Here is a 26,400-nt window from a genome sequence, read left to right on the forward strand (position 1 = left end):
CTTCTCCTGTCTATCACTCGTTTTTTTGTACTTATTCTACCACTAGACGGGGGCGGATGGCTTCTACGATTGCAAAAAGGCTAAAAGTGCCGTGTCCGCGCGAGGCTGTAAGTGCGTATGCGCTCTTACAGCGAAGGAGTAACCCGTTTGTGTCACGGGTAAGGTCATATATGCTCTTACAGCGCTGGGGTGGGCGGTTTCGGGACTGTTGCGTGGGTCCACGACTAACACAAAAAAGCTCTGCCCGCTCCTATTGGAACGGACAAAGCTTTTGTTAAACTTCATCCTATTACTTCTTCACCACGACCGTTATCGTATCGCTCGAAGTAACGCCAGCCGCATTCACAAGCTCGCATCGATACTTGTATGTGCCCTTTGCCTTGCCCGCAATTGTTGTCACCGCGCTTTGCGCGCCAGGCGTGGATTCGCCGAGCGGCTTCACATCGATGAGCTGACCGTTCTCGTAGAGACGGTACTCCGTGGCATTCGTTCCCCACCACATATTCATCGTTACCTTGAACTGGCCGTCTCCATCCCAGTTGTCGCTGGACAATACGGGTTTGCCTGGATTCGCATCCTTAACGACGACGACGAGCGGCGCGCACGAAGTTGTGCCGAACACATTCGTAAGCTCGCAAGTGTACGTGTACGTACCGTTTGCTTTGCCTGCAATCGCCGTAGCGACGGTTTGCGCAGCTGGCGATACGTCCGTCAGCTTCTTCGTGCTGATCAGCACGCCATTCTCATATAGTTTGAACTCCGTACCATTGTTGCCGTGCCACAGATTCATCGTAACGGTGTAGCTGCCGTCCTTCAATCCGGTGTCATATCCATTATTGTCGCTTAGCACAGGCTTTCCCGGAGCTCCCTTCGCCAGCGGCTTCACAACTCCGAAGGTAACACTGCCTGCTAGTTCATTGCCGGCTTTATCCGTAACGGTATACTGAACCGTATGCGATCCCGCTGCAAGAGCGGACGAATGGATGGCTTGACCGCTAACAATCGCTGTACCGTCAAGCAACAATTGCTCGGCCTCAACGCCGGATGCCGCATCCGTGCTTGTCAGCTCGAATTTCAACGGCTCTCCTTGCGTAATATCATGGACAGCACTACCCGACTGCAGCAGATGCGCCGACGGCGCGGTTTTGTCCAGCTTCACCTGAACCGTCTTGACCGCTTCCGCTGCACCTGCCGCATCAACCGAATAATACGAAATCGTTGTCTTGCCTTCGAAAGCAATTTCTATGGGCTCTGCATATACCCCGTAAGCTCCACCGTTAACCGCATAATACGTGGTTAGCGAACTCCCTTCACCAGAAGCGCCGGCGGTTAAAGTCACCGTAACATCCTCGTTAAACCATCCATTCGCATTAGGCGACGCTGACAAGGAAGCCGAAGTATCCGGCAGTCCGTAGCTGTATATATTGTCGGGAAGCTCATCCAGCGTAATGACATAATCACTGTTAAATACTTTATCCAAATGTTCTGCGGTGTTAGTGACGCCGTCCGTAATGAAGCCGCCTGCCCATGTGCTGAACCAGCTCCAGTCGGCGTTATAAATTTGCAGCAAATCCGGATCGGGAATCGGCCCGTTCTCCGGCAGCGTCACCAGCTTCTTATCGTTCACAAGCGATACGAGGCTGTCGTATTTATTGCTGCTCGGGCTGTAATCACCCGCCGGATTGTAAATGTCGGTACTAATAATGTCTACAACATCATCGCCTGGATACCAGTCCGCTGAAGGAGAGTTCCAAATCCAGATTAGGTTGTCCAAACCATGGTAGTTTGTCAGCCGGTCGTACATCAGACGATAAAGCTCTTTCGCTGCTTCCGGTCCGCTCGCTCCCCACCAGAACCAGCCGCCTTCTGCCTCATGCAGCGGTCTCCATAGCACGGGAATATTCGCATCTTGCAGTCGCTTCAACTGGACCGATATCGCATCGATGTCGCGAATCAGCAGCTCATAATCCTCCGAATCCTTGTTATCTAGCGCATATTGAAGATTAAACGTTGTGAATTCTGTATAGAAGCCTCTCCACCATTCCTTGCCCACTTCATTGCCGAACAGTCCCTTCGGAGCGTTCCAATGCCAACACAAGGAAATAAGACCGCCTCTCTCAGCCCAGTCCATGATCTTCTCGACCTCTTGCGAAGTCGACCCGTACTCGACGCGGGAAGGCGAGTACTCAATCAGGTCAGTAGAGAAAATAGCCGGATATTTGCCCGTTTGCTCATTAATCCATTCTGCATTTTCCAACGTTTGCTGGCCGGAAATAATCTTTTTGCCGTAGTTGTCCACGAGATAGTTCATGACCGCTTGGGCTTCCGGCGAAGCATTTGGATTCACAAGCGTCTTCGGTACGTTATGCGTCTTTGGCGGCGCAGTCGGCGTCAACGAAACGTAGTCGATATTGTACCAGCCCCAGCCCGGATCGAAGCGAATCGTATTTTCACCGGCTTGAAGCAGCAGCTTGCCGGCCTGCTTCTCCGAGAACTCGGTGGTCTGCTCAAGCGGAACGCTTGCGACAGGAGAACCGTTCAGCAGCACGGATGTCTCCTTGAAGCCATACGGAGCTTGGTAGCCGATAGCAAAATCATACAGCCCCTCAGAAGCCGCGTTGTACGTCAGCGTAATAGAACCGTTCCCCGACATGAACACGTAGCCCGTGCCCGAATACCCCGGCGCGTCCGTCAGCACGGATGCCCCTTCGCCTATGACGCCGTCCTCCGCCTCGACACGGTCGGCTACCGGCTTATCAGATTCAAGCGTAATATATTCAATCCCGTAATAACCCCAGTTTCTCGCGAACCCGATTGTGTTAGCGCCCTCTTGCAGAAGTACTTTGCCGGCCGCGTACTCGCCCGTTACTTCACCCGCAGGCAAGATCGGCAGCTTCGAGTTGCCGTTTGACAGTCCGTTAATGAGAATCGACGTTTCCTTATCCCCATAGGGCGCGTAATAGCCGACGATCAACTTGTACAGCCCTGTCGCCGGAACGTTCACATTGAACGTAGCCGTTCCCGGACTCGCTTCGTCATGCTCATAGAAGAAGGAGACGTAGCCTTCGCCATCATAGAGAGCATCGCCTTCAACTGAAACGGTTCTGAATTCAGGACCGTTGCCAGCCAGCAACGCATCGACAGCCTTGTACGTACCGACGACTTGCGTAGGAGGCTCCGGATCAATTGGGATATCGGTCCGTGCAGACAATCGGATATTATCTACATAGATTGCGCCGTTGTAGACGAGATCCATGTTCTTCTGCATTTGAATAACGAGTTCGCCTTGCGCTGAGCCCACCGGAATGGCGACGCTCTTATGAATCAGCACATAGGAGATGCCATTGATCGTCTGAGCACCCGAGGCGAGCGCGGTAATATCATGGTTGCTGTAGTCAAGCCCCTGCCAGCTGCCGTTCAGGTCAGTACTGACCCCTAGCACGCCGGGAAAGGATTGCGGGACATAAAGATCATAATCGACCTTGCCGTATTTCGTTAGATCAAGGCCGTGATATACACGAATGGCAGCGGTCTGCCATGTCGCAAGGTTCGAGTAGCTCGTATTTACTTTTAGCGCATAGCTATTGCCTTCAGCAGCGAGATCGCCGCTTGCTTCTACCGATACAAGCGCATCCCCCCAGCCGCCCTGCCATCCGCTTGCCGTGCCATCTTCGAAGTCATAATTCACATCCTCTGTCTGCGCATATGCCATACCTGCAAACGGCACTAACAAATAAAGCAGCATAGAGAACACAATGATACTTGAAAGCCATTTCTTCCTTGTTTTAAACAACCCGCATCCCTCCGCAATATGTATTGGATAACACTACAATAATTACACCAATATTATACATTGAAGCGCTTACATTAAACATGGCATGATCATAGTTTTTTGCTTATTTATTAAAATGTTAGCTAACAAAAATAACAAAATAAAAATAGCTCCAAGCAAGAGTTTCCTCTTGATCAGAGCTATTACCTTCATGGCATGACGCTAGATTTACTTGCATATTGCAGTATTGCAATAGCGGCACGTTCCCTTCGATCCGCGTTGTCGCTATGCAACGCAGCTTCCAATACCGCTAGCGCCTCGGCGATGAGATAGGCAGGTACTGCAGCGGGAAGCGCCTCCTCGCTCATCCGGTCCTTGTTCAACGTCTTCAATGCCCAATCGTTCTCCAACTCCGTTTTGGTGACCGGCTTCTCGAATCGTGATACCGCAGCCTCATCCGCCAGAAAAGCATGCAGCTCCTCTCTAAGGTCGGCACGAGCATAGCGCGTAAGCCAAGTGACCCCTCGTCGATGACAGCTTCCGTCTTCCTCATTATCCAAGCGATCGACATAATAATAGTCGCCTAGATCGCCTAGATGAACATCGTCTCCGTCAGCCACAAGCACGTAGTCGCCATCTTGCATATTGAACACGAAGCAGCCAAGCTCTTCGATATTATCGCTAATCGCCGCAGCTTCCGCCCCGTATTGCCGAGTTACCCGCGCAACGAGCTCCGTCTCGCTGACACATTCCAAATCCCCTAATCCCTCAGAACCTGTGCACACGTAGTTATCCTCCAGGAAAGAAACCATACGATGCTGTCCATTCTGTACCGGCTTCATTTGAAACAAACCCATTACCCATCCCCTCCTCTACCAACGAATTTGGGTGATCACATGCAAAATATGTTCCCGTTCACCTGAGTCGATATCCCATCCTCCGATTTCTTCTTTTAAGCGCGACAGGTTGGTGTACCCTTTGGCCAAACCATTCAAACGCGCAGCTACCGAAGATCTCAGCAGCTCGTCACGCGAGGAATACAGACCGTTAAGCGCAGCAACCGCTTGTGGATATCTGTGCAAATAATATTTCTGATGCCTTTCTTCCGCTTCCCAGAACGTTGTATATGGTTGGAGTTCCGTATCGGGAGCTATCTCCCGCTCCTTCAGTACCGCTTGAATGGCATCTCGCTGCGATTCATGATGATAGATCAATAAGGACTGATATTGTCTTCCCTTGTATCCATTAATATTGTAGGGGTTATGGTTATCCCAGAAAAGCCGCAACAGCTCCTCAATAGAAACAACGGCGGTATTGTACGCTAGCTCTACCGTCTCCGAATGGTCGCCCATCTGGCGATAGGTTGGAGCTGGCGTCGTGCCTCCCGTATAACCTGTCCGTGTACGAACAACGCCGGGCACGCTGCCGAACAATGCATCCGGACTCCAGAAGCAGCCCATACCAAGTGTAATCGTATCGCTCATTTGCGCGCCTCCGCATCCTTCAATACACAATTCATAACTCGAACAACTACCTATATTCTAGCCGAAAACCTCCCCCATCGATATCGACCGTACCACAATAGCGCAAAAATGTTTCGCTATACCGCTAATCACCGCTACCTCGACCAAAATAACGCAACAAACTTTCGCTATTTCACCACTAGCTCGCCGAAACGCCTCCCTTCGATGCCGTGCGAACCATAATAGCGCAAAAAGCTTTCCCTATTCCGCTAATCACCACTGTCTCGACCGAAATAACGAAACAAACTTTCGCTATTTCACTACTAGCTCGCCGAAACGCCTCCCTTCGACGCCGTGCGCACCATAATAGCGCAAAAAGCTTTCGCTATTCCGCTAATCATCACTGTCTCGACCGAAATAACGAAACAAACTTTCGCTATTTCACCACCAGCTCGCCGAAACGCCTCCCTTCGATGCCGTGCGAACCATAATAGCGCAAAAAGCTTTCCCTATTCCGCTAATCACCACTACCTCGACCAAAATAACGAAACAAACTTTCGCTATTTCACCACAGTTGCCGAAAAAAAGAAGCCGACCCGGCTATGCTGCCGAATCCGCTTCATCCCTTATATTTTACGCTTCTGCTTCACCGTAGATCCGCTCATCAGCTCGAAGCTTTCCTTATATTCGACTGCGCCGATCTCACAGCCAGGCCCAATCGTCACACGTTTACCGCGAACAATATTCGCCTTCGTATACTCGATATAGATTTGATCGCCTTCAATAACGTTCGTTGTCAACGACGCCTTGGCGTCCGGCCTGAAGAAAAACAGGTTGAACGGATTGAGCAGGCTTGCCTTCTTGATCGTGATCTTCTCGCCGCCAATCTCATCAGCCGAGCAGTCCTGATAAAGCTTAATGTCCAATCGCCCCGCATTCAGGAGGCCTCCAATGTGGAACATGCCTCTCACCGTGAACTGATCAGCCTCGCAGGCTCCCTTAGCTTTCAGTTCACCCTTCAGTATGAACCGCTCGCTGCGCACATTGCCCGCAACCTCCATCGCACCCGAGCAGCGAAGCTCCTGTATTTGCGCGTTTCCTGCGACTGTCGCCGTTCCAGTCACCTTCGCCGTTGCCGCTTGCACATGATCCGAGAAGACGGCTGTGCCGACAACATGAATGTCCTTCGTCTGCAATCGTCCGTTCATCTCCAGCGTGCCCATAACTTTGAGCTTATTGCTCTGAACATCGCCCTCTATCGAGCCTTCTCCGACAATTTTCACCCGATCATAATGGCCGCCAAGCGCAACGGAGCTACCTGTAATCGTTAAGCCACCGCTCGTTAATCCGCCTTGTGACATACTGCTCATCCCTTAGCCTCCCTCCGTCTTCTCCTTTATTGCTTAACCTTGCTGCCGACATGCGCGTTCTTATCCTGAACGAACTTCTCCTTATACTCCACAAGCTCAATCTCGCAGCCCGCACCAATCGTCACGTTATTCCCGCGCACGACCTTTGCCTTCGTAAATTCCACATGAATGTCGTCGCCTTCGATTGTATGGACACTCAGCTTATCGCCGAACGGAACAGGAAGCGTCTTCAGCCATTTGAGTAGACCTTTGCTCGATCCTTTCCGAATAATAATGCGCTCGCCGCCGATTTCACCAATGCTGCAGTTCCCGTGGATCTTCAGTTCGACCGTCCCTGCGTTTAGCAATCCTACATGCAGCCTGCCGCTCCCGCGGAACGTTTCCATCTCGCACTTGCCCTTGACCGTCAGCATCCCGTTAATCTCCATAAAGTCGCCTATCAAATCGCCATCTACTGTTACTTTACCGTTCAGCTCAAGCTGCTTCGCGAGCACATTGCCCTCGATGTGAGACGTTCCATACAATCGGGCTTTTACAGATTCCAAACTGCCATGAATCGTCGCAATACCGTCCAGCACAAAATCCGTGCAGCGTATGCTGCCCTTCACTCGCCCGATTCCTTCAATCTTCGCCATGCCGACTTCGCCGCCCTGCGTAGAACCTATACCCACTATCTTAAGATCAGGTTTACGTATCGCCTCCATTGACATATCCCCCTTCACCTCTAACTAATAAGACGACAGCTTCAGCTTTAATTCCTCGATACACTTGGCAATAGGAATATGCAAGGCAACTCTAACACCGCTCTCCATGTAAAGCTCGCTTTCCGATGCCATAAGAAAAAACGTCGATACACCCATTTTACGAATTAAATATAGATCACAAGGTTTGCCCTCGAATTTCGGGTAATGCTCCGTCAACGTTCGAAGCAAGTTTTTGCCCTCATCCAGGCTCATCTCGCCCGTCAACAAGCTTTGGTCCAATATGTAAAAGTACATCGTCTGCTCGAAGGTGTAGAGGGGCAGTCTACTCATTTGTTCATCCGCAAAATCCGCTGTAACATCCGAAACAATGTTTTGCTCTAATAATTGTTGCACACTGATCGCCAATCCGGCAGGCGTCGGCGAGAACACTTCAGCCAACTCATCGAGCGACAAATCATCCTTCATGTTAATGATTTTATCAATTCTAGCCAGCATTCGTTGCTTCGGAAAAAACGTCTCTTGTCCCGTAAATGCGGACTTCCGGATAAACCAATCCTCCGGCACGAGGTTTTTGCGCTTCCATCGGTACAGCTGTCCGTAGGAAATGCCCGTCAGCTCAAGCAGCTCTTTCTTGGATATGAGTTCATCGTCCATCATAACGCCCCTTCCTGCTATCAATGTAACATAACATTGTTACGCAGTAAAGTGAAATTCTACCGCTGGTTGCAAACCTCAATTCTACCAACAATTGATAGTCCGCAAAACACCCGCATGCTATGCTGTTATTGGCAGTGCGCGCTGTACGTAACGTTTTAGGAGGAATTGGAATGCTTGATTTACGCTTGATTGGAGCCTACATCTCGAAGCTTAGGAAAGAGAAGGATTTGACGCAAATGGAGGTGGCCGATCAGTTGAGCGTGAGCCACCAAGCCGTCTCGAAGTGGGAGCGCGGGGAGTCAATGCCCGATATCGGAACGCTGCCGGGGCTGGCGAAGTTTTTCAATACGACGGTCGATGACATTATTAACGGTGGAGAACCAAGCAGCCAGCAAAGACAGCATACAGGTACCATTATTGAGATAATAGCTGTCGACGAAACCGATCAAGTAGCCGATATGGTGAACGACGGCAGGATAGAAGCGGAGGAGCTCTTGGAGGTTGCCCCGCTAATGAAAGCAAGCACACTGAAGCAATTGGCCGATAAGGTGAATACAACAAAATTCAGCATAAATGTCATTCAGCAGTTAGCGCCATTCCTGCCCGCAGAGACGATCGATAGGCTCGCGCTTCAGGCAGCGGATCAAGAAATTCCTTGGGAATCGATAGGCTCGCTTGCTCCGTTCATTAGCAGAGCAACGCTTAGCAAGCTAGTCGATCGGACCATCGACGGTACAATCGATTTATCGCAAATTATCGGACTCGCCCCCTTCCTCCACCGGGAAGACATAGACAAACTCGTCACACAAGCAGCGAACGGCAACATTAGCTGGAGCGCCGTGCAAAGTCTCGCCCCGTTCATCAGCAAAGGCACACTCGGCCGACTTGTCGACCAAGTTACCGATGGCAGTCTGGATGCGAGCCGCATCGTAGGGTTAGCCCCCTTCCTTGGCAAGGCTCATATCGAGAAACTGCTGGAAGGAATGAACGAGGACAACTACAATCCGGACCTGCTCGCAAGTCTCGCCCCCTTCATCGGGAAAGAAACGCTGAGCAGGCTGGTGACCGGCCTCGTGAACCGGATGAAATAATTACAGCTTGAACTTATCGACTACGGTCTGCAGCTCGCCGGCCATCCGGATCAAATACGAGGAGGAACCGGATATTTCCTCCATGGCCGCGAGCTGCTCCCTGGTTGCCCCCGAAACAGCCTGCGCACCTGCTGCCGCAGCTTGCGATACATCCGAAATATGTGACATCGCTTGCACGATCTCATTCGTTCTTTCCTTCATCTGCTGGGTGGCAGCCGATACTTCGCCGACTTGGCTATTGACCGACTGGACGGAGCTTTCGATATGGGAGAACAAGCCGCCTGCCGTTTGAATGACCTCCATCCCTAGCTGAACTTCCTTGGTCGCCGCAAGCATCGAGCTTCTCGCTTGACCGATTTCCTCCCTCACGGAGCCAACGAGAGCAGCCACTTTCTCCGCGGAACGCGAGGATTGACCGGCAAGCTTCTTCACCTCTTCGGCAACGACGGCAAACCCTCGCCCCTGTTCCCCTGCTCTGGCCGCTTCGATGGCAGCGTTAAGCGAGAGCAGATTGGTCTGCTGCGACAGCTCCGCTATCGCTTCGTTGATATGCCCGATCTCTTGGGATGTCTCGACCAAATGGGCAATCGTTTGGGCCAAACCGTCAACGGAACGGCTGATAGAGCTCATTTGGCCAATCGCGATTTTCAAAGCCTTGCTTCCTTCCAACGATTTGTCCGCAACCTGCATCGTGGTACTCGCCGCCCGTTGCGCGCTCGAAGCGATTTGACCGATTTGCCCCGACACCTCGTGCACGGCCAGCGCGCCCTCTTCAACCAGCCGAACCTGCTCGCCGGCACCTTCCGCCATGCGTTCGACAACGTCCGCGATATGCTCCGTAGCCGATGACGTTTGGACAGCGCTCGCCGACAACTGCTGCGATGAGGCGGCCAACTGATCCGACGATCGTCCAACATCGGATAATACCGACCGGAGCGATCCGATCATTAAGTTGAAGCTGGCCGCCAGCTGGCCGAATTCGCCGTTCGCCGGCCCGTTTACCTGCTCGCTTAAATCGCCTTCGCTTATTTTACGGGAAACGCGAGCAAGTTCTGTTAACGGTCCTGTGATAGAGCGAATGATAAACAGGATTAGTATCGCGCCAAGCAGCGTAGATACCGCAATAACGATGATTGTGTTGTCAAAAATTGGCGCGGCCGTTTCGGTAACCTCGCCCGGAGAGCGGTCGCCGGCGATTTTCCAACCCGTTAACCCGTTCGTGATGTAGATCAGCCTGCGCGTATCCCCATCCGGCGATTGCTGCTCGATTTCGCCCGTATCTCCGCTGAACATCGAATTCATGCCGCCTTCGGGAGCAGCTTCTCCCTCTACTCCTTCAGCGTCCGCAGGCGGCGTTTGCCCGTCTCCGTCTTCCATCTCGCCCCCGCTGCCCCATGGAGGGGATACGATGGCCGCTCCGCCCGGGCTGAAGATCGCGATAAATCCGTCCTCGCCGATTTTTACGCTGCTTACCTCCGCTTGCAGGCCGGATAAATTCAACGCTATCGCGATTACCGATTGACCATCGTTTGCCATCTTCGCCACGGTTACAGCCGAAGTCTTGCCGTCTGCCAGGGTATAAGGCTCCGTTATGGCAACTTGTCCGTTATTCTCCATGGCCAACAGATAATACGGACTGTTTTTATCCGTAATTACAGTCGCTTCTTCGATTTCGGGATGCGCCTGTATGTATGTATCCAATAGCTCTCCAGTCGGCAAACCAGAGGATACGGCTTGCGCTAGAACAGTCACGTCGCCTATTTTCGCGCGCATGATCTCATCGATCGTGTAGCTCATCAGATTGATTTCCGCGGTTGCCGCCAAATGCATTTGTTCGTCTACTTTGTTTTTGGCGGTGACGTAGCCAAAGCTTCCTATTGCCAAGCTCGGCAACAACAGAACGAGCAGGAAGGATATCCATAATCGGCTCCTGACCGTTCCTCTCTTCCCGTTTTTGAGCATCATCGAAAAGCCCCCTTGTCTAAGTTGCGATGTCATTGGTTAATTATGTATGGGGAAGCTTAATCCTCGGTTAGCCCAAACTGAATGTTTTCTGAAGCCTCCTGCCCGCACCGCCTCTTGATGATCGTATGAGGTGATCTCCTGTTCGCTTTTCACCGAGATTACACGTATCCCTCCTATCCTTTATTTATCCACCTATTATTATAATTGGCGAACATCGGCCAGCTTAATGCCCTCTAAAAGCAGTTTCAGCGTCCTCATCGCTTCTTCCAGCGCGCCCGCTATAAATCAAACAATAAAATTACACACGATCATCGTAGGAATAGCTATTCAGTAATGAGGGGAACTGCTATATGCTAGGCTCATACGACCAATCCGAACCTTTCCTCATGAAATGGCCCTTTCATCCTCCGCTATCTTTGCACGATGCACGTTGCACGCTGCGACCTCAACTCTGAACGCTCTACTTCTGTCAAATTGTGAAAACAAATGAAAACAACATAACCTATCTGTCTATTAAGGAGGTGATCGTCAAAAGTCCACTCATTTTGCGCAATAATGTAAGCGCATTATTTTCCTTAAGAAAGATATAACTAGGAGGTTATTTATGTTCTCTATGAGCAAACGGCTTACGAAAAATCCGTCCTTCATTCTGTTCCTATCCCTCGTGGTATTGCTGTCGCAGTTCACCCTCTACCCTTCCGACTCGTCCGCCGCCGGCGGGCCTAACCTTGCCGCTGGCAAAAGCGTGACGTCAAGCGGATATGCCGATGTATACGTTGCAAGCAATGTCGTCGACAGCAACTCTGGTACGTATTGGGAAAGCGTGAACAACGCATTCCCGCAGTGGATTCAAGTCGATCTCGGCGCAAGCGCCAGCATCGATCAAGTCGTGTTGAAGCTGCCGGCAGGCTGGGAGACGCGCACGCAAACGTTGGCCGTGCAGGGCAGCGCGAACGGCTCATCGTTTACCGACATCGTTGGCTCTGCAAGCTATGTGTTCAACCCTTCCGTGAGCGGCAATTCCGTAACGATTAACTTTGCCGCTGTCAGCACGCGTTATGTTCGCCTGAGCATCTCCGCCAACACGGGCTGGCAAGCTGGACAAATTTCCGAATTCGAAATTTACGGAGCAACCGTTACACCTACGCCAACGCCTCCAGTTACTCCTACTCCTACTCCTACTCCTACTCCTACTCCTACACCAGCACCTACAGGCACTTATCAAGCCGAGACTGCTGCACTCGCTTCCGGCGCTAAAGTAAATACCGATCATACCGGATACTCCGGCACAGGGTTCGTAGACGGTTACTGGACACAAGGTGCGGCAACTACGTTTACGGTTAGCGCAGCGTCAGCCGGCAACTACGATGTCGCCTTGAAATACGGCAACGCCCAAGGCGCTTCGCGTACGATCAGCGTCTACGTCAACGGTACGAAAATTCGCCAGACAACGCTTGCCAACCTCGCGAACTGGGATACATGGGGCACGAAAACCGAAACGCTGGCTTTGAATGCCGGCAGCAATACGATCGCGTACAAATATGACGCGGGCGATTCCGGCAATATTAACTTGGACCAGATTACGTTGACATTCACGAATACGACGCCTACCCCTACACCAACGGCTTCACCTACACCTACACCTACAACTACACCGACTCCTACAGCATCTCCAACACCATCACCTACAGTATCGCCGACTCCAACACCAACGGTTACGCCTACACCTACGACGCCAACCGGAAATAATGTCGCATTGAACAAAAGCATTACCTCTTCCTCTACCGTCCACACTTTTGTAGCAGCTAACGGCAACGATGGCAGTACGGCTACATACTGGGAAGGCGGCAGTAACCCAAGTACCCTCACAGTCGATCTCGGCTCCAACCATAACATCACATCGATCGTCTTGAAGTTGAACCCAGCAACTGAATGGGGCACTCGCACCCAAACGATTCAAGTATTAGGCAATAACCAAGACTCGGCTGCGTTCAACAATCTCGTATCCTCCGCGTCTTACACATTCAATCCGGCTACCGGCAACTCGGTAACGATTCCGGTCACCGCCACGGTGAAGCAGGTTCGCTTGAACATCACGGCCAACACCGGCTCTTCTGCCGGGCAAGTAGCGGAATTCGAAATATACGGCACACCGGCTCCGAATCCGGATCTGACGATTACCGGCATGGCCTCCGCGCCGGCATCGCCGGTCGAGACCGATGCGATTACATTGAGCGCAACCGTCAAAAATAACGGCAACGCAAACGCACCGGCAACTTCGGTCAACTTCTATCTGGCCGGCGAACTTGTCGGTTCTGCACCGGTCAGCGCTTTGGCGGCCGGCGCTTCAACAACGGTTACGCTGAATGCCGGAACAAGAAATGCCGGCACTTACGCAGTAAGCGCCAAAGTCGATGAGAACAATGCAATCATCGAGCAGAACGACAGCAACAACAGCTTTACGAGCGCGTCCTCGCTGACGGTCGTTCCTGTGCCGAGCTCCGACCTCATTACGACGGCATCCTGGAATCCAGGCAATCCGAGCGCAGGTAACACCGTAACGTTCACGGTTAATTTGAAAAACCAAGGCAACGTTGCATCAGCAGGCGGCGCCCATGCGATTACGCTTCTGCTGAAGAACGCAGCAGGCACGACGATTCAGACGCTGAGCGGCTCATATAGCGGAGCGCTCGCGGCAGGCCAATCGGCCAACGTTAATCTCGGTACGTGGACAGCCGCCAACGGCAGCTATACGGTTGCGGCAACCGTTGCGAACGATGCGAACGAGGTGAGCATCAAGCAAGCGAACAACACAAGCACATCAAGCCTATATGTTGGCCGCGGCGCGAATATACCGTTCACCATCATTGAGGCGGAAGCTCCCTCCAACTCGACGAACGGAACGAAACTTGCGCCTAACTTCAAACCAGGCGACTTCGCCGGCGAAGCTTCCGGACGTTCAGCCGTCCATCTCGATGCAACGGGCGAATATGTCGAGTTTACGCTTACCGCTCCAGCGAACGCATTCGTTCTACGCAACGCGATAGCCGAAAGTACGACCGGAACGGTCAGCATCTACGCTGACGGTGTCGATAAGGGCAACTTCAACGTCACCTCCAAGTTCTCTTACGTTTACGCAACGCCAAGTACGCTCGGCCGTCTCGGCTACGACAACGCTCCTGGGGCAGGCTTAACGGCATACTGGCTCTATGAGGATTCGCAGCTTATGCTCGATCAAGTGTATCCGGCAGGCACGAAGATTAAAATTCAGAAGGATGCCGGCGACGTATCCTGGATTTATGTCGACATGATCGAAACGGAAAACGTCGCGCCAGCTGCTTCTAACCCGGATCCAAGCAAATACGTTCAAGTTTCGGCTACCAAATCCATTGAGCAGGCGCTTAACGAATTCAGGCAAGATAACACGAAGAAGGGCATCTTCATCCCTTCCGGCGAGTGGACGATCAACAGCAAAATCTTCCTCTACGGCCGTGCAACGGAGATCATCGGCGCAGGCCCATGGCATACGAAGCTCGTCGCGCCGCAGAGCCAGTCCAATACGGATGTCGGCTTTAATATCGGATCGACCGCGAACGGTTCGACGATCAAAGATCTGTCCGCATGGGGCAACTATATTTACCGGACAGATGGTCCAGGCAAGTTCATTGACGGCAACGGCATGCAGGACGTTACGGTTCAGAATATTTGGGTCGAGCACTTCATCTGCTTGTACTGGGGCGTCAACTCCTCCTACAATACGTTCCAAGACAATCGGATCAAAAACACGTTCGCGGACGGAATTAACATGACGAACGGCTCGTCCTATAATGTCATCGACAACAACTACTCGCGCGGAGCCGGCGACGACGCTTTCGCCTTGTTCAGCGCAGTCGATGCAGGCGGGTCTTACAACGTAGGCAACGTATACTCGAATCTGACCGCTACTTGCGTTAGACGCGCAGCCGCGTTCGCCGTATACGGCGGTTCGGGCAACCTGTACCAGAACCTGTACGGCGCAGATACGCTTACGTATCCGGGTCTCACGATCAGCAGCCTGAGCTTCGGCTACAATACGCTCGGCTTCGGCGACCAAGATACGGTCATCGACGGCGTTACGCTTGACCGTACCGGCGGCGACTTCTGGACCAGCGTAGGTGCGGACGACAAGATCAACGAATACCAGAACTTCGGCGCGATCTGGTTCTTCGGCGGCGACCGGACGTTCAAGAACATCCTCGTCAAAAACGTCGACATCAACAATCCGGTCTACTTCGGCCTGATGTTCCAGACGAAATCGCCGGAAAATCTCGCGATGCAAAACGTTCGCGTCGAGAACGTCAACATCAACAACCCTACCCGCTACGGCATCAAGCTCGTCGTCAGAGCGGAGCAAGGGCAAGGCCCGGCGGTCGGCGGCGCAAGCTTCACGAACGTGAAGATTAACAACCCAGGCGTTGCCGCCATCTACGGCGAGAGCGGCAGCCCGAACTTTACGGTCACGAGAGTATCCGGCAACAACTGGTGATCGACTAGACGCCGCCACTACAAAAAAGAGCTTACTCGGGCAACCGAGTAAGCTTTTTTTCTGTTATCAGACCTTTTCCATATATAGGTTCCTTTCGGCAGTCGTATAGAGTATCTTTAAAATATGTCTAAAAAGTACACCGATGGTTAAAGGAGCACAACTATGCCGGACTGGTCGTATCAGACCTTATTTCGACCTTTATTATTTAAGCTTCCATCACGACTAGGCAGAGCTATAACGTTAAAAGCCATAGGAACGCTAAGCAAGTTGCCTAGCGGTCCCTTTGTCATACGGACGCTTGGTCATATGGAGCCGTCGCCGCTGCTGGAGCAAGAGCTGGCAGGACTCTCCTTAAGCACGCCGGTAGGCTTGTCTGGTAGCTTGGACCCGCAGGGAACGGCTCATAAAGCGCTCGCTCAGTTCGGCATCGGCTTCATTGAGCATGGTCCCGTTACGGTTCGTCCTATACACGTTCAAGCACCGATTGAAAACGACCATGCGAACGAAACGATACGCTACCCCTCCTACTATGAAAATGAAGGCGTTGAACGTACGGCTATCCGTATGGGCAAGCCCGGACATCGATTGCCGCAAATGGCGCGGATTACGCCCCTTCCCAGCTCATCCGCGGAGGAGGCTGTTCATGAGCTTTGCAATATGATGGCACGGCTAAGCCGTTCTGGCGCTTCGGCCTTTTATGTGGATATCATTAACGGAACTCGCGTTTGGGAGGAAATAGTAGATATCGCAAAAGGCTTTACAGCAGTCGCGGCGTCCTATAATCCGAATCAAGTGCCGCTATTTCTCTATGTACCGCCCGACCTCTCTAATGAGAAATTATGCAGCCTGCTGGACATGGAGGAGGCTTCTTTCTGGAACGGAGTTGTTATTGGAGAAGCCATTCACGAATGCGATAATGTTCATGACGAATACTACCCAATTAAGGTTGGAAGAGAAGCAAAAGAAATATCCCTGGAGAAAATAAAACATCTTCGTAGCCACTCCCACTATTCCGATTCATTCGTGATCAAAGCGGGAGGCGGCGTTCATGAGCCGCAGGATGCGCTCGATCTTATGAACGCCGGCGCGAATGCCGTCATGCTGCACAGCGGACTCGTCTATGCCGGCCCGGGCCTTCCGAAGCGAATCAACGAAGCCGTTATTTATGAACGGGTTCGGAGTACGGCTAAACCCGAGACGCCTTCCTTTTGGAAGCATTGGGGCTGGATGTGCTTGCTAGGGATCGGAATGATCATTGGCGGCATTCTTTCATGGATCATCGCCGCGACGACTGTGCTATTGCCTTACGATTTGGATTTTATAGGCATGTCAGTGGAAGAGCTTCATGTCATTAACCATCATCTGCTCCATTTCATGTCGCATGATCGGATTACGCTGGCCGGGACAATGATTTCTATCGGCATTCTTTATTACCAGTTGGCGAGGTATGGACTGAAGGACGGCCTACACTGGGCCAAGACAGCATTAATTACCTCGGGCCTGGTGGGCTTTGCTAGCTTTTTTCTATATTTGGGCTACGGCTATTTCGATCCGCTCCATGCGCTCGCTGCCGCTTTGCTGTTTCCTATGTTCCTTCTCTCCATGCGCGGCAACCCGGACCAGCCCTATCGGAAGCCAGTCAATCTGCGCAATACTCGAATATGGCGCAAGGCGATGTGGGGGCAGTTATGCTTTGTTGTACTCGGTTTTGCGCTAGCCATCGGCGGGTTAACGATTGCGACGGTCGGAGTCACGGAAGTTTTCGTGCCGGAGGATCTTGCCTATTTACAGGTAACGCCTGCCGAGCTGGACGCAGCCAATCCGCGGTTAATGCCATTAATCGCCCATGATCGGGCTGGCTTCGGCGGCGCGCTGCTTTGCGATGCATTAGCTATTCTCATCATTGCTTTGTGGGGTATTCAGCAAGGAGCGCGCTGGTTGTGGTGGACGCTGCTGCTTGGCGGAGCTCCGGGCTTCTATGCCGGTTTCAGCGTGCATTTCTCGATCGGCTATACCGATTTTTGGCATTTGCTGCCTGCGTTATTCGCGCTGCTCCTATACGTTTTCGGAATCATTCTCTTATATCCGTACCTGATGCGGGGCGAGTCGGCTAAGTAAATACTCGAGTGGCGACGTTCAACTCGAGGGCTTCCCTTTCCGCTGCGACAGGATTTCCGGATACTGTTGATTCGCGATTTGAGCGTCGAGGGCTCGACATGTCTCAGCTTGCAAATTTCTTGGCGCGTATAATTCTTCATTAATAAACGATCAACGAAGATATACTCGTCCTTTGCGAAGCTGCCTGCATCGTTTCACTGGGATCAATGCGAGCAATGGGACGAGCTGGCTGCAGTGGTCAGAAAATACACGGACGTTTAACGTCATCAAACAAACGACATCATGAAGAAAGGTCATCCTATGCGCTTGGGCAAGGGATGACCTTCTTTGTTAACCGGCAAAACGTTTAAGCAGCTTAATCGCTCCGAGATGCATGCCTTCGTGATAGAGGGTGAACGTCAGGAATTCCCCGATCGTGCTTAATTGCACGCCCGATCCCGTCGTATAGGTCGGCGTAACCGCTTCGTCCAATCGCCCCTGCAATAGGCTCTGAATCCGTTTCGGCTGTTCGGCCAGCATCTCCAGCAACACCTCAAGCGCGGGAGGCTCTTCCTTCCAATCGGCAGGTTTCGTTCCTCTCGCGAACAACCGTTCAAAGCTTTCCGGCAATTGCACCGTATCGCCGGAGAAATGAAAAGCAAACTTCTCCTGCACCAAATAAATATGCCCCAGGTTCCATCTCAGATTGTTGTTGAACCCTTCCGGGACGGTATCCAGTAATGCTTCGGAAATCCCTTCCACTGCCTTAATCGTAAGATTGCGTATGGCTTCGATCTGATAGAATAATGCTTTGCTCATAGGACCCCTCTTTTTCGGTGGATTTTAACAGTATAAGAGCAGATGCCAAACATTATCCACAGTTTACCATACGGTTTGTTATTTTATCGAGTCGGTTACTCTCCGCGAAGACGACGCAAGTCCGCAAGAGCAGCGACGGTCTCCGAACAGCATGCTGTAGCTGGATGGAAAAGCTTGATTCACGCGCTGAACCTCCTTCGCGAACTGCTGCTTCTCCAGCGGCAAAGGGCTTAGCCGATCAGCCTGCTGTTGCGTATCAATGACCGCGCCCGGCGGAACGAACCGATTGTCTGCGACGCGGACACCGCCGGTTACGACGGCGTGGTTCGAAACGAATACGCCGCTGCCCAGCTCAGCGTCGAACACGAGCGCATGAAAACCGACGAACGCTCCCGCTCCCAGCAACGCCGGCCCGTGAATGATAGCGCCATGCCCGCACGTAACCTCCGAATCAATATAGATCGAATAGCGGCTGCCCCCGACCGTTACGTATTCATCCTTCAACCCATGTAAAATAACGCCGTCCTGCAGATTCGTGCGATCGCCAATGTAGAACGGCGTCCCTTCGTCCGCGCGTAAACTTACGCCCGGCGCAACGAACACCCCTTCCTTAATCGTAACGTCCCCGATAATGCTTACGAACGGACCAATAAACGCGTCCTTGCTTATGACAGGCACACGCGATACCGGTACGGTAGGTGTAACCGGATTCGGACTGATGAACCGAACGAACAGATTATACGGACCCTCCGGCTTCAGGAAATGAACCATCGAACGAAACCCTTTTCCCATACCTGTCATCCCCCTACTCTTTAACAGCAGTAGTTAACTATATGTGTAAAGAACGATGGATTCCCCTGGTCGAGGTAACAATTTGGCAGATACGACCGTCTGATTCCATATAACAGGAACTCATGCTACAATAAGTAATCCTGCGGCGATGTAGTTCGCAGATTGTTTATAACAAGAAAGGTAGTGTTTCACCATGTTAACCAAATGGCGGCCATTCACTAGCTGCCACGCACTTGTCCTAATCGTATCGTTCGTCGTCATCATAAGCACGTACATTACATTCAGCCAAGGCCATGACATGTATCTCGGAAGCTTCACCGAATATAACAACGATGACGTAAAGTACATCCGCAGTGCAGAGACGCTTCTGCAGCATGGAATATTCACCTACCATGAGCCGGACGTATCTACCGTATTCATCATGCCGGGTCTTCCGTTCGTTCTCGCCTTTTGTATGAAGCTGTTCGGATATTGGGGCGGTATACAAGCTTTCCGTCTCGTGCAAATCTTGTTTTTGGCGGGCACGATCGTTCTACTCTATTTATTTAGCCGTCGTCTTCTTAATGACCGGTTCGGAATTATTGTAGCGCTCTTATTCGCGCTTTATATACCGAACTATGTCGCTGCCAACCTCATTCTTACGGAGGTGCTCGGCCAATTCTTCCTTTGGCTGTTTTTGTACGCCGGCTACCTGGCTGTTACACGGCACAGCTTGCCATTATTCGCATTAGCTGCCGCGAGCTTAAGCTTGGGCATTTACGAGCGGCCTAACTTTGCCCTGCTTCCGGTCGTTTTCTTGGTGTACATGCTTATTCACGGCTACCGGGTGAAGCAGCTCATTAAGCCCGCCCTTGTCGTATCCGGCGTCGTTCTACTGTGCATGTCTCCGTGGTGGATCCGCAACGCGATTGTTTTCCATGAGTTTATTCCACTCACGTTGTCTTCGGGTAATCCTTCGCTGCTCGGCTCTCAGCTTGAATGGCAATACCCGCCGGGAGCAGTCGAAAAATTCAAGGACGACTTCGATAAGATCGCATCTGCGACCAATCGCATAGATTCGGATCGCTTCCAGAAGGAGCTCGCCGTGAAAATTCGAAATTACGGCTTCCAAACTCAGCCTATGGCGTACCTTTGGCAATACACGGCGGACCGCGTCAATGATATGTTCAAAGTTCCTTATTACTGGAAAGAGATTTTCGGACTAAAGCCGCATTTCGTCAAGACAACGCACTTCGTTATGATCGGCATAGGAATCTTAGGCTTCATTATGACGTTAGTGATGAAAGTTCGACGCAAGGATTTGTCGCTCTTATGGTTAACGGCGCTTTACTTTGTCGTAACCGCGCTTCCGTTCATCACCTTTTCAAGGTATGGGTATTTCCTTATGTCGTTCTTCATTATCTATGCCGCATTTGCTATTCATGCGTTCATACCGAAAGCGCAGCTGCACTCGAGCCGTGCCAAAAGCTCAAGCAGCTTGCACGGTTAAGCTTAATACCGAAATAACTGGAATTACTCCTTTTATTTTCGAGGTTGAGGGCCATTTTGGAGTAATAACTGGAAAAAACCCCGTTATTGATAAGAAAAGCTGCACCATAAGTACGCTTATGGTGCAGCCTCTCCCTTTAAACCAACCTATTACTTTTTCAAATGATACGGTACGGTCGTTACGATCACGTCTTTGCGATGAAGCAGATTGGCTCTAATCATGAAGCTGGTCTGGTTGTGCAAAATATTGTGCCAGCCCTTCTTCGGAATGAACTGCGGGATAACAACCGTCACCTGATAATTCGACTCGCTTGCCTTACGCTGAACGGTATCGACGAACTTGAGCAGCGGATGGATGATCGTTCGATACGGCGAGTGGAGCGTCACCAACCGTACGTCAGGCATAAACTTCTCCCACTTCTCCTCGAACGCCGCTTCATCCTCCCGCTCGAAAGGAATGTACACCGCAATAATCTGCTCGGCTCTCAGCGACTTCGCGTAGTTGATCGAATTCTCGACGACATGCGTAATGCCGGCCACCGGCAAAATAATGACGTTGCCCTCTATCGCAACTGGCGGCTCGCAGGTCGCCAGGCGCAGCTGCTCCCCTACCGCTTCATAATGCTTCTTGATCCGCATGAACAAATAAATGATTAGCGGCAAGAAAATGAGAATCGACCATACTTGCTCGAACTTCGTCAGGAAGAACATTATCGTGACAACGAAGCTAATAAGTGCTCCCGTCGCATTAATAATAAGCTTCGTTACCCAGCCTTTCGGCTTCTCACGAATCCACTTCACGATCATGCCCGTCTGCGACAGGGTGAACGGAATGAACACGCCTACCGCATATAGCGGGATCAGATGCTCCGTCTGTCCGTGGAACGCAATAATGAGAATGATGGACAGTACGCCCAAAATAATAATGCCGTTCGAGTAGCCGAGCCGATCGCCCCTCACCGTGAACATGCGCGGAATGAACTTATCCTTCGCCAAATTCACCGCAAGCAGCGGGAAAGCCGAATAGCCCGTATTAGCCGCAAGAATGAGAATAAGTGCCGTCGTGCCTTGAATGAAATAATACATAATGTTGCGTCCGAACGTCTCTTCGGCGATCTGCGATACGACCGTCACTTCCACCTTTGGCGAAATTCCGTAATAATAGGCGAGCCATACGATACCGGAAAATAACACCGCAAGCAGCGCCCCCATCGCAACCAATGTCTTCGCCGCATTGTTCGGAGCAGGGTCCTTGAAGTTCGGAATCGCGTTCGATATCGCCTCAACGCCCGTCAGCGCCGAGCTGCCCGATGCGAAAGCCCGCAGCAGCAAGAACAGGCTGATACCCGCAACCGGCGTGCCAAGCGGCGGATGCAGCTCCGGCGATACGTGACCGGTAGCGATGTTGTAGATACCGACGCCGATCATGATGAACAGCGCCAACACGAACAAGTACACGGGATAAGAGAGAATCGAAGCCGATTCCGTCACGCCCCGCAAGTTCAATATCGTGATGAAGATGACGAAGACCACCGCGATCAGGACTGTGTATTCATGGAGGCTGGGAAAAGCCGACGTAATCGCGTCGGTTCCGGCCGATACGCTTACCGCAACGGTCAATATATAATCGACCAGCAGCGCGCCGCCTGATATGAGCCCCGGGAACAGGCCGAGATTTTGTTTCGATACAACATAAGCGCCGCCGCCATGCGGATAAGCGAATATAATTTGTCGATACGATAAAATTAATGCCGTCAATAAAATCAATACGCCAATTGCAATCGGAACAGAATACCAGAACGCCGCTACGCCAATCGTCATTAGCACAAGCAGAATTTGTTCCGGACCGTAAGCAACCGAGGATAATGCGTCCGAAGACAGAATAGCGAGCGCCTTCGTCTTCGCGAGCTTCTGCTCGCCAAGTTCCTTCGACTTCAGCGGTCGACCGATTAATAATCTTTTGATTGAAGCTAACATGCTGTCACCGCCGTCAAAGAATGGTTTTTCCTTAAAAAAGAGCATAACAAAAAAAGCCGCAGGGAAATCCCCGCGGCTATAAGACGAGCCGTAGTTGATTCACCTCTCCATACACGCTTACAAGGTTAGCTGACGGATTCGGGCGTTTAGAGTCGCCCTACCTCGAGCGCGCCCTCATGAAGACGGCGACTCTCGGATTCACCCCGGCGACGTAGCAAGCTTTCGCTTATGCTGCGCGTCGCAATTGGTTCCCCTGCTTTCCGCTTCGAGATCGGAAACTCAGCGATCGTGAATATATATTTTAGTGCATTACGATCATAGTCCTCTGGGAATGGAATGTAAACCAACGTTTTCGTTCAAAAAACGTTAAAAAAGCGTTAGAAAATCCATGAATGCGCATACATGACCGCAAGACGCGGCGCACGTCCCTGCTTTGCGCATTTTAATCGTTCAATCGCCCCAATATCCGCTTTAGACTTAAAAATAGTCATTCGTCATGCGGTCGCAGCGGGGAAAGCGAGCGAAAACTCCGCACCGCCGCCTGCTCGATTGGCTGCCATAATGTTGCCGCCGCACCTTTCGACAATCGCGCGGGCAATCGCGAGCCCCAGCCCGCTCTCGCCGTCTTTGCCTTTCACGAAGCGATGGAACAGGTAAGGCAGCAACTCTTCAGGAATGCCGTTGCCGTCATCGGAAACCGATAATTCGACCCGTCCGCCATGAACCGCCGCATGAATATAAATATGCTTGTTCGCATAGCGAACCGCATTGGACGAAATATTAAGCAGCGCTTGCAGCAGCTTATCCCGGTCGGCGAGTACGAGCATATCGGCATGCTCTTCGATGGAAGGATGAAGGGCCAGCTGTTTTTTGACGAGCAAAGGGTTGACGCGTTCGATCGTTTCCGTAAGCAGCTCCTTGACGTTGACGACAACCGGCTTATAAATATCTTCTTCGCTGTCGAGCTTGGCGAGCAGAGTCATTTCCGTCACAATGTTTTTCAATCTTGCGCTCTCGCTTAATATAATGTCCAACCCTTTGCGAACGGATTCGCCTTCGAACACGCCGTCCCGAATACCTTCCGTATATCCCGCGATTGACATTAACGGCGACTTCAGTTCATGGGAAGCATTCTGGAAAAACTGCTTCTGCGCCCGATTGAACCGATGCAGCTCGCCGGCCATTTCATGAACGGTCCGCGCGACTGCGCCAATCTCGCCGCTCGCTTTCACAAGCTGTACGTCGGCGAATTGCCTTCCCTTCACTTTCGTCAGCTCCTCCTTCAGCCTGATTAACGGCTTAATAAGCTTCCTCGTAATGAGATGACTAAGGACGAGTATAAGAACGCCGCCAATCGCGAATACGAGCAGCAGACGTCCAAGCAGCGCACGCTCGATTTCTTCGATCTTGCTAACGGAGGTTAACAGCGTCAGCTTGCCTTGGGGAACAGCCGTTACGTCGACCAAATACCGACTGTCGCTGCCGTCCCAGATTTTATCCAAATTAATGGATTCGACTGCTTTGGCCGTCGCGACTGGGACCGCTCCCGATTGTGTCGCCGTCGCCGTCTCCAGTATCATCGCATTCGAGCTGATTATATTGATCGAGGCCATCGGGATCAGCTCGTCTGTATTCACATCGACATAATTGCCGTTATTATCCGTTACGATTGCCGAAATACCCGATGCCGTAACTGGCGACAGCGTAACTGCCTCTCCTGACAGCTTTGCAGAATCAAGAGATGTAACGGCTGTCAACGTTGTATGATTCTCAAGCGACTTCGTTATTTCGGCGCTTACCTGCTTCATATCTTCTTTCTGGGCAACCATGAAATGATCAAGCAGCACAAAATGGATCAATACCGCCGTCACCGACAACACGATTACAAGAGCAGCGCCGAAAGCAATATTGATCTGATGAACGAGCTTCATTATGCATTCACACCCCTGTCCGTGCGCATCCGATAGCCGTGGCCCCATACCGATTCAATGGGCAGATGCTCGATTTTTTTACGAATTCGCTTAATCAAATGATCGACGGCGCGGTCGCTGCCGAAATAATCGTCGCCCCATACGAGCGTCAAAAGGTCGGATCTTGTAAAAGCGCGGTTCGGTTGCTCAATGAACACTTTGAGCATGGTGAATTCCTTGCTCGTCATGTCGACTTCTGTCTCCTGCCAGAATACGCGCCTCTCCTCCGGCAGCAGCTTAAGCTCGCCTAGCTCCAGTCTTGCCCCCTGCAGCGCCGGATCAGAGCCAACTGCCGTTCCCGTTCCATGTCCAGGAAGCATCCCTTCCTCTCCCTGATTCAGCTTGTTCCAGCGCTTCAGCTGCCGATTGATTCTGGCGACAAGCTCTCGCGGACTGAACGGCTTCACCATGTAGTCATCGCCGCCAAGCTCTAGTCCCAATATTTTATCGACTTCCGTATCCTTGGCCGAGATCATAATGATAGGCACTTCAGCTTCGCTGCGAATGCGCCTGCACAGCTCGTAGCCGTCCATGCCGGGCAGCATAATATCAAGCACCCATAGATCGGGCGGGTTCGTCCGCCATAACGCCAAAGCTTCTTCAGCGGATTCCATTCCGATCGTCTCGTATCCTTCCTTCCGCAAGTACATTTCAACAAGATGGCGTATATGCTGGTCATCGTCCACGACGGCGATGCGGTAATTAGTAAGCAAAGCGCTCAATGCCATGCCCTCCCATTCAAGCCTTTAATGATCCATTCTTATGGTTCAAGTATACCAAGCAGGCCCCGCTAATGGGGTCATGCCATCGTTTTTCCACAAATACACCAACGTTGTGCCACACTCGTCCGATACTCTTAGAGCTGTAACACAAACCTATTGGGAGAGTGAATAAATATGAACCGCAAACTAGTCATTTCCAGAGCCGTCCTATCGTCCGCGCTATTATTAAGCGCAATTGCCGCTCCGTCCCTGTCGAGCGCAGCAAGCGCAAGCGGAAATACGCCGATCATCAAAGGGGAGGCGAAGCAGCTAGCTACGCTAACTAAGGCAAGCACTTTGGAAGCCTCGTCCGTCGTGTACAGCTTCAACAATCCCGTTGAGCTTGCCGAGCAATATGCTCCGGAGACCGTACCAGCCTGGAAGAAGGCGTTGGAGCAATACGAGAAGCATGTCGGAACGGCGATCTCATTCCACAACGCCGGTATTGCCGTCCAAGCCCTCCCTCTCGCAGAAGGAGAAGTACCTGCTTTCGAAGTAACGGAGAACATTGATCTGACAAAGCTCGAGGAAGGCACGTCTACGCTGACTTCCGCAAGCGCTTCGGGCGTTCAGTTGAAAAGTGTCGACCTGACGAAAGCCGTGAGCGCCCAGCCAATCAAGCTGGACGATGTTAAGATGATAAATGCAGAGCTTATCAACATTAGCGTGAGCCAAAGCGACGAAGCCGCCGTTACCGTTACGGAGGCAAACGATGCGGACATGTCGTTTATTCGTGCCGAGATCGCTTTGTCAAAAGCCGTTCAGTCCGAGGACGCAGCGGCGATCAAGCAAGCACTGGGCGCTTTGCTCGAGCAATACAATGTGCAAATCGCTGAGTGGGAAGCGGCAGCAACGAAGTAATTACCGCTCATGAGTTATACGTAATAGAAGAGGATGTCCCGCAATGACGAGCGGGACATCCTCTTCTATTTTTGCTACCTGCGTCTGT

At 51.7% G+C, this 26,400-nt stretch carries 17 protein-coding genes and 1 riboswitch; of the genes, 5 read left to right on the forward strand and 12 right to left on the reverse strand.

Going from position 1 to position 26,400, the window contains the following annotated elements; translation table 11 throughout:
• Positions 1-289 precede the first annotated feature (289 nt).
• From V8F51_RS23275 to V8F51_RS23300, 6 genes are all read right to left on the reverse strand, one after another.
• Positions 290-3,793 (reverse strand): glycosyl hydrolase, encoded by a 3,504-nt coding sequence (locus V8F51_RS23275; RefSeq protein ID WP_337102891.1) that lies wholly within the window; start codon positions 3,791-3,793, stop codon positions 290-292.
• A 188-nt stretch (positions 3,794-3,981) separates the two neighbouring features.
• Positions 3,982-4,629 (reverse strand): hypothetical protein, encoded by a 648-nt coding sequence (locus tag V8F51_RS23280; RefSeq protein WP_337102892.1) that lies wholly within the window; start codon positions 4,627-4,629, stop codon positions 3,982-3,984.
• A gap of 15 nt (positions 4,630-4,644) precedes the next feature.
• On the reverse strand, positions 4,645-5,256 hold the full coding sequence (locus tag V8F51_RS23285) for a peptide-methionine (S)-S-oxide reductase (protein WP_337102893.1): 612 nt from the start codon (positions 5,254-5,256) through the stop codon (positions 4,645-4,647).
• Positions 5,257-5,861: 605 nt separating this feature from the next.
• Positions 5,862-6,605: a bactofilin gene (locus V8F51_RS23290; RefSeq protein ID WP_337102894.1), complete on the reverse strand. Its 744-nt coding sequence runs from the start codon at positions 6,603-6,605 to the stop codon at positions 5,862-5,864.
• A 26-nt stretch (positions 6,606-6,631) separates the two neighbouring features.
• Positions 6,632-7,309, reverse strand: coding sequence for a hypothetical protein (locus tag V8F51_RS23295; RefSeq protein WP_337102895.1), 678 nt, complete (start codon positions 7,307-7,309; stop codon positions 6,632-6,634).
• Positions 7,310-7,333: 24 nt separating this feature from the next.
• Positions 7,334-7,966 carry a YhbD family protein gene (locus V8F51_RS23300; RefSeq protein ID WP_337102896.1) on the reverse strand — a complete coding sequence of 211 codons (633 nt, stop codon included), beginning with the start codon at positions 7,964-7,966 and terminating at the stop codon, positions 7,334-7,336.
• A 170-nt stretch (positions 7,967-8,136) separates the two neighbouring features.
• Between V8F51_RS23300 and V8F51_RS23305 the strand changes: the two genes are divergently transcribed.
• A complete protein-coding gene (locus V8F51_RS23305) occupies positions 8,137-9,057 on the forward strand; it encodes a helix-turn-helix domain-containing protein (protein WP_337102897.1) in 921 nt (306 codons plus the stop codon).
• Here the strand turns inward: V8F51_RS23305 and V8F51_RS23310 are convergent, their stop codons facing one another.
• On the reverse strand, positions 9,058-11,022 hold the full coding sequence (locus tag V8F51_RS23310) for a methyl-accepting chemotaxis protein (RefSeq protein ID WP_337102898.1): 1,965 nt from the start codon (positions 11,020-11,022) through the stop codon (positions 9,058-9,060). It abuts the gene before it with no gap.
• 604 nt (positions 11,023-11,626) lie between these two features.
• Here V8F51_RS23310 and V8F51_RS23315 point away from each other — a divergent pair.
• Positions 11,627-15,547: a CARDB domain-containing protein gene (locus V8F51_RS23315; protein ID WP_442956478.1), complete on the forward strand. Its 3,921-nt coding sequence runs from the start codon at positions 11,627-11,629 to the stop codon at positions 15,545-15,547.
• Between the two features lie 267 nt (positions 15,548-15,814).
• Positions 15,815-17,665, forward strand: coding sequence for a hypothetical protein (locus tag V8F51_RS23320; protein WP_337102900.1), 1,851 nt, complete (start codon positions 15,815-15,817; stop codon positions 17,663-17,665).
• Positions 17,666-17,995: 330 nt separating this feature from the next.
• Here the strand turns inward: V8F51_RS23320 and V8F51_RS23325 are convergent, their stop codons facing one another.
• Together V8F51_RS23325 and V8F51_RS23330 are read right to left on the reverse strand one after the other, a co-directional pair.
• Complete coding sequence (locus V8F51_RS23325; RefSeq protein ID WP_337102901.1) at positions 17,996-18,463, reverse strand: DinB family protein; 468 nt, start codon at positions 18,461-18,463, stop codon at positions 17,996-17,998.
• Positions 18,464-18,541: 78 nt separating this feature from the next.
• A complete protein-coding gene (locus V8F51_RS23330) occupies positions 18,542-19,255 on the reverse strand; it encodes a carbonate dehydratase (protein WP_337102902.1) in 714 nt (237 codons plus the stop codon).
• Between the two features lie 193 nt (positions 19,256-19,448).
• On the opposite strand from V8F51_RS23330, the gene V8F51_RS23335 reads away from it, so the two are divergent.
• A complete protein-coding gene (locus V8F51_RS23335) occupies positions 19,449-20,744 on the forward strand; it encodes a glycosyltransferase family 39 protein (protein ID WP_337102903.1) in 1,296 nt (431 codons plus the stop codon).
• 149 nt (positions 20,745-20,893) lie between these two features.
• Here the strand turns inward: V8F51_RS23335 and V8F51_RS23340 are convergent, their stop codons facing one another.
• The 3 genes from V8F51_RS23340 to V8F51_RS23350 all read right to left on the reverse strand — a co-directional run bounded on the left by V8F51_RS23340 (position 20,894) and on the right by V8F51_RS23350 (position 25,403).
• Positions 20,894-22,720, reverse strand: coding sequence for an APC family permease (locus V8F51_RS23340; protein ID WP_337102904.1), 1,827 nt, complete (start codon positions 22,718-22,720; stop codon positions 20,894-20,896).
• A 98-nt stretch (positions 22,721-22,818) separates the two neighbouring features.
• A riboswitch (cyclic di-AMP (ydaO/yuaA leader) is annotated at positions 22,819-23,015 on the reverse strand.
• A gap of 199 nt (positions 23,016-23,214) precedes the next feature.
• Positions 23,215-24,651 (reverse strand): sensor histidine kinase, encoded by a 1,437-nt coding sequence (locus tag V8F51_RS23345; RefSeq protein ID WP_337102905.1) that lies wholly within the window; start codon positions 24,649-24,651, stop codon positions 23,215-23,217.
• Positions 24,651-25,403 (reverse strand): response regulator transcription factor, encoded by a 753-nt coding sequence (locus tag V8F51_RS23350; RefSeq protein ID WP_337102938.1) that lies wholly within the window; start codon positions 25,401-25,403, stop codon positions 24,651-24,653. The genes V8F51_RS23345 and V8F51_RS23350 overlap by 1 nt, the downstream gene beginning before the upstream one ends.
• Positions 25,404-25,586: 183 nt before the next feature.
• On the opposite strand from V8F51_RS23350, the gene V8F51_RS23355 reads away from it, so the two are divergent.
• On the forward strand, positions 25,587-26,312 hold the full coding sequence (locus V8F51_RS23355; protein ID WP_337102906.1) for a hypothetical protein: 726 nt from the start codon (positions 25,587-25,589) through the stop codon (positions 26,310-26,312).
• The last annotated feature ends 88 nt before the right edge of the window (positions 26,313-26,400 follow it).

Origin of the sequence: Paenibacillus sp. YIM B09110, assembly GCF_037167145.1 — a bacterium.
GTDB lineage: Bacteria > Bacillota > Bacilli > Paenibacillales > Paenibacillaceae > Pristimantibacillus.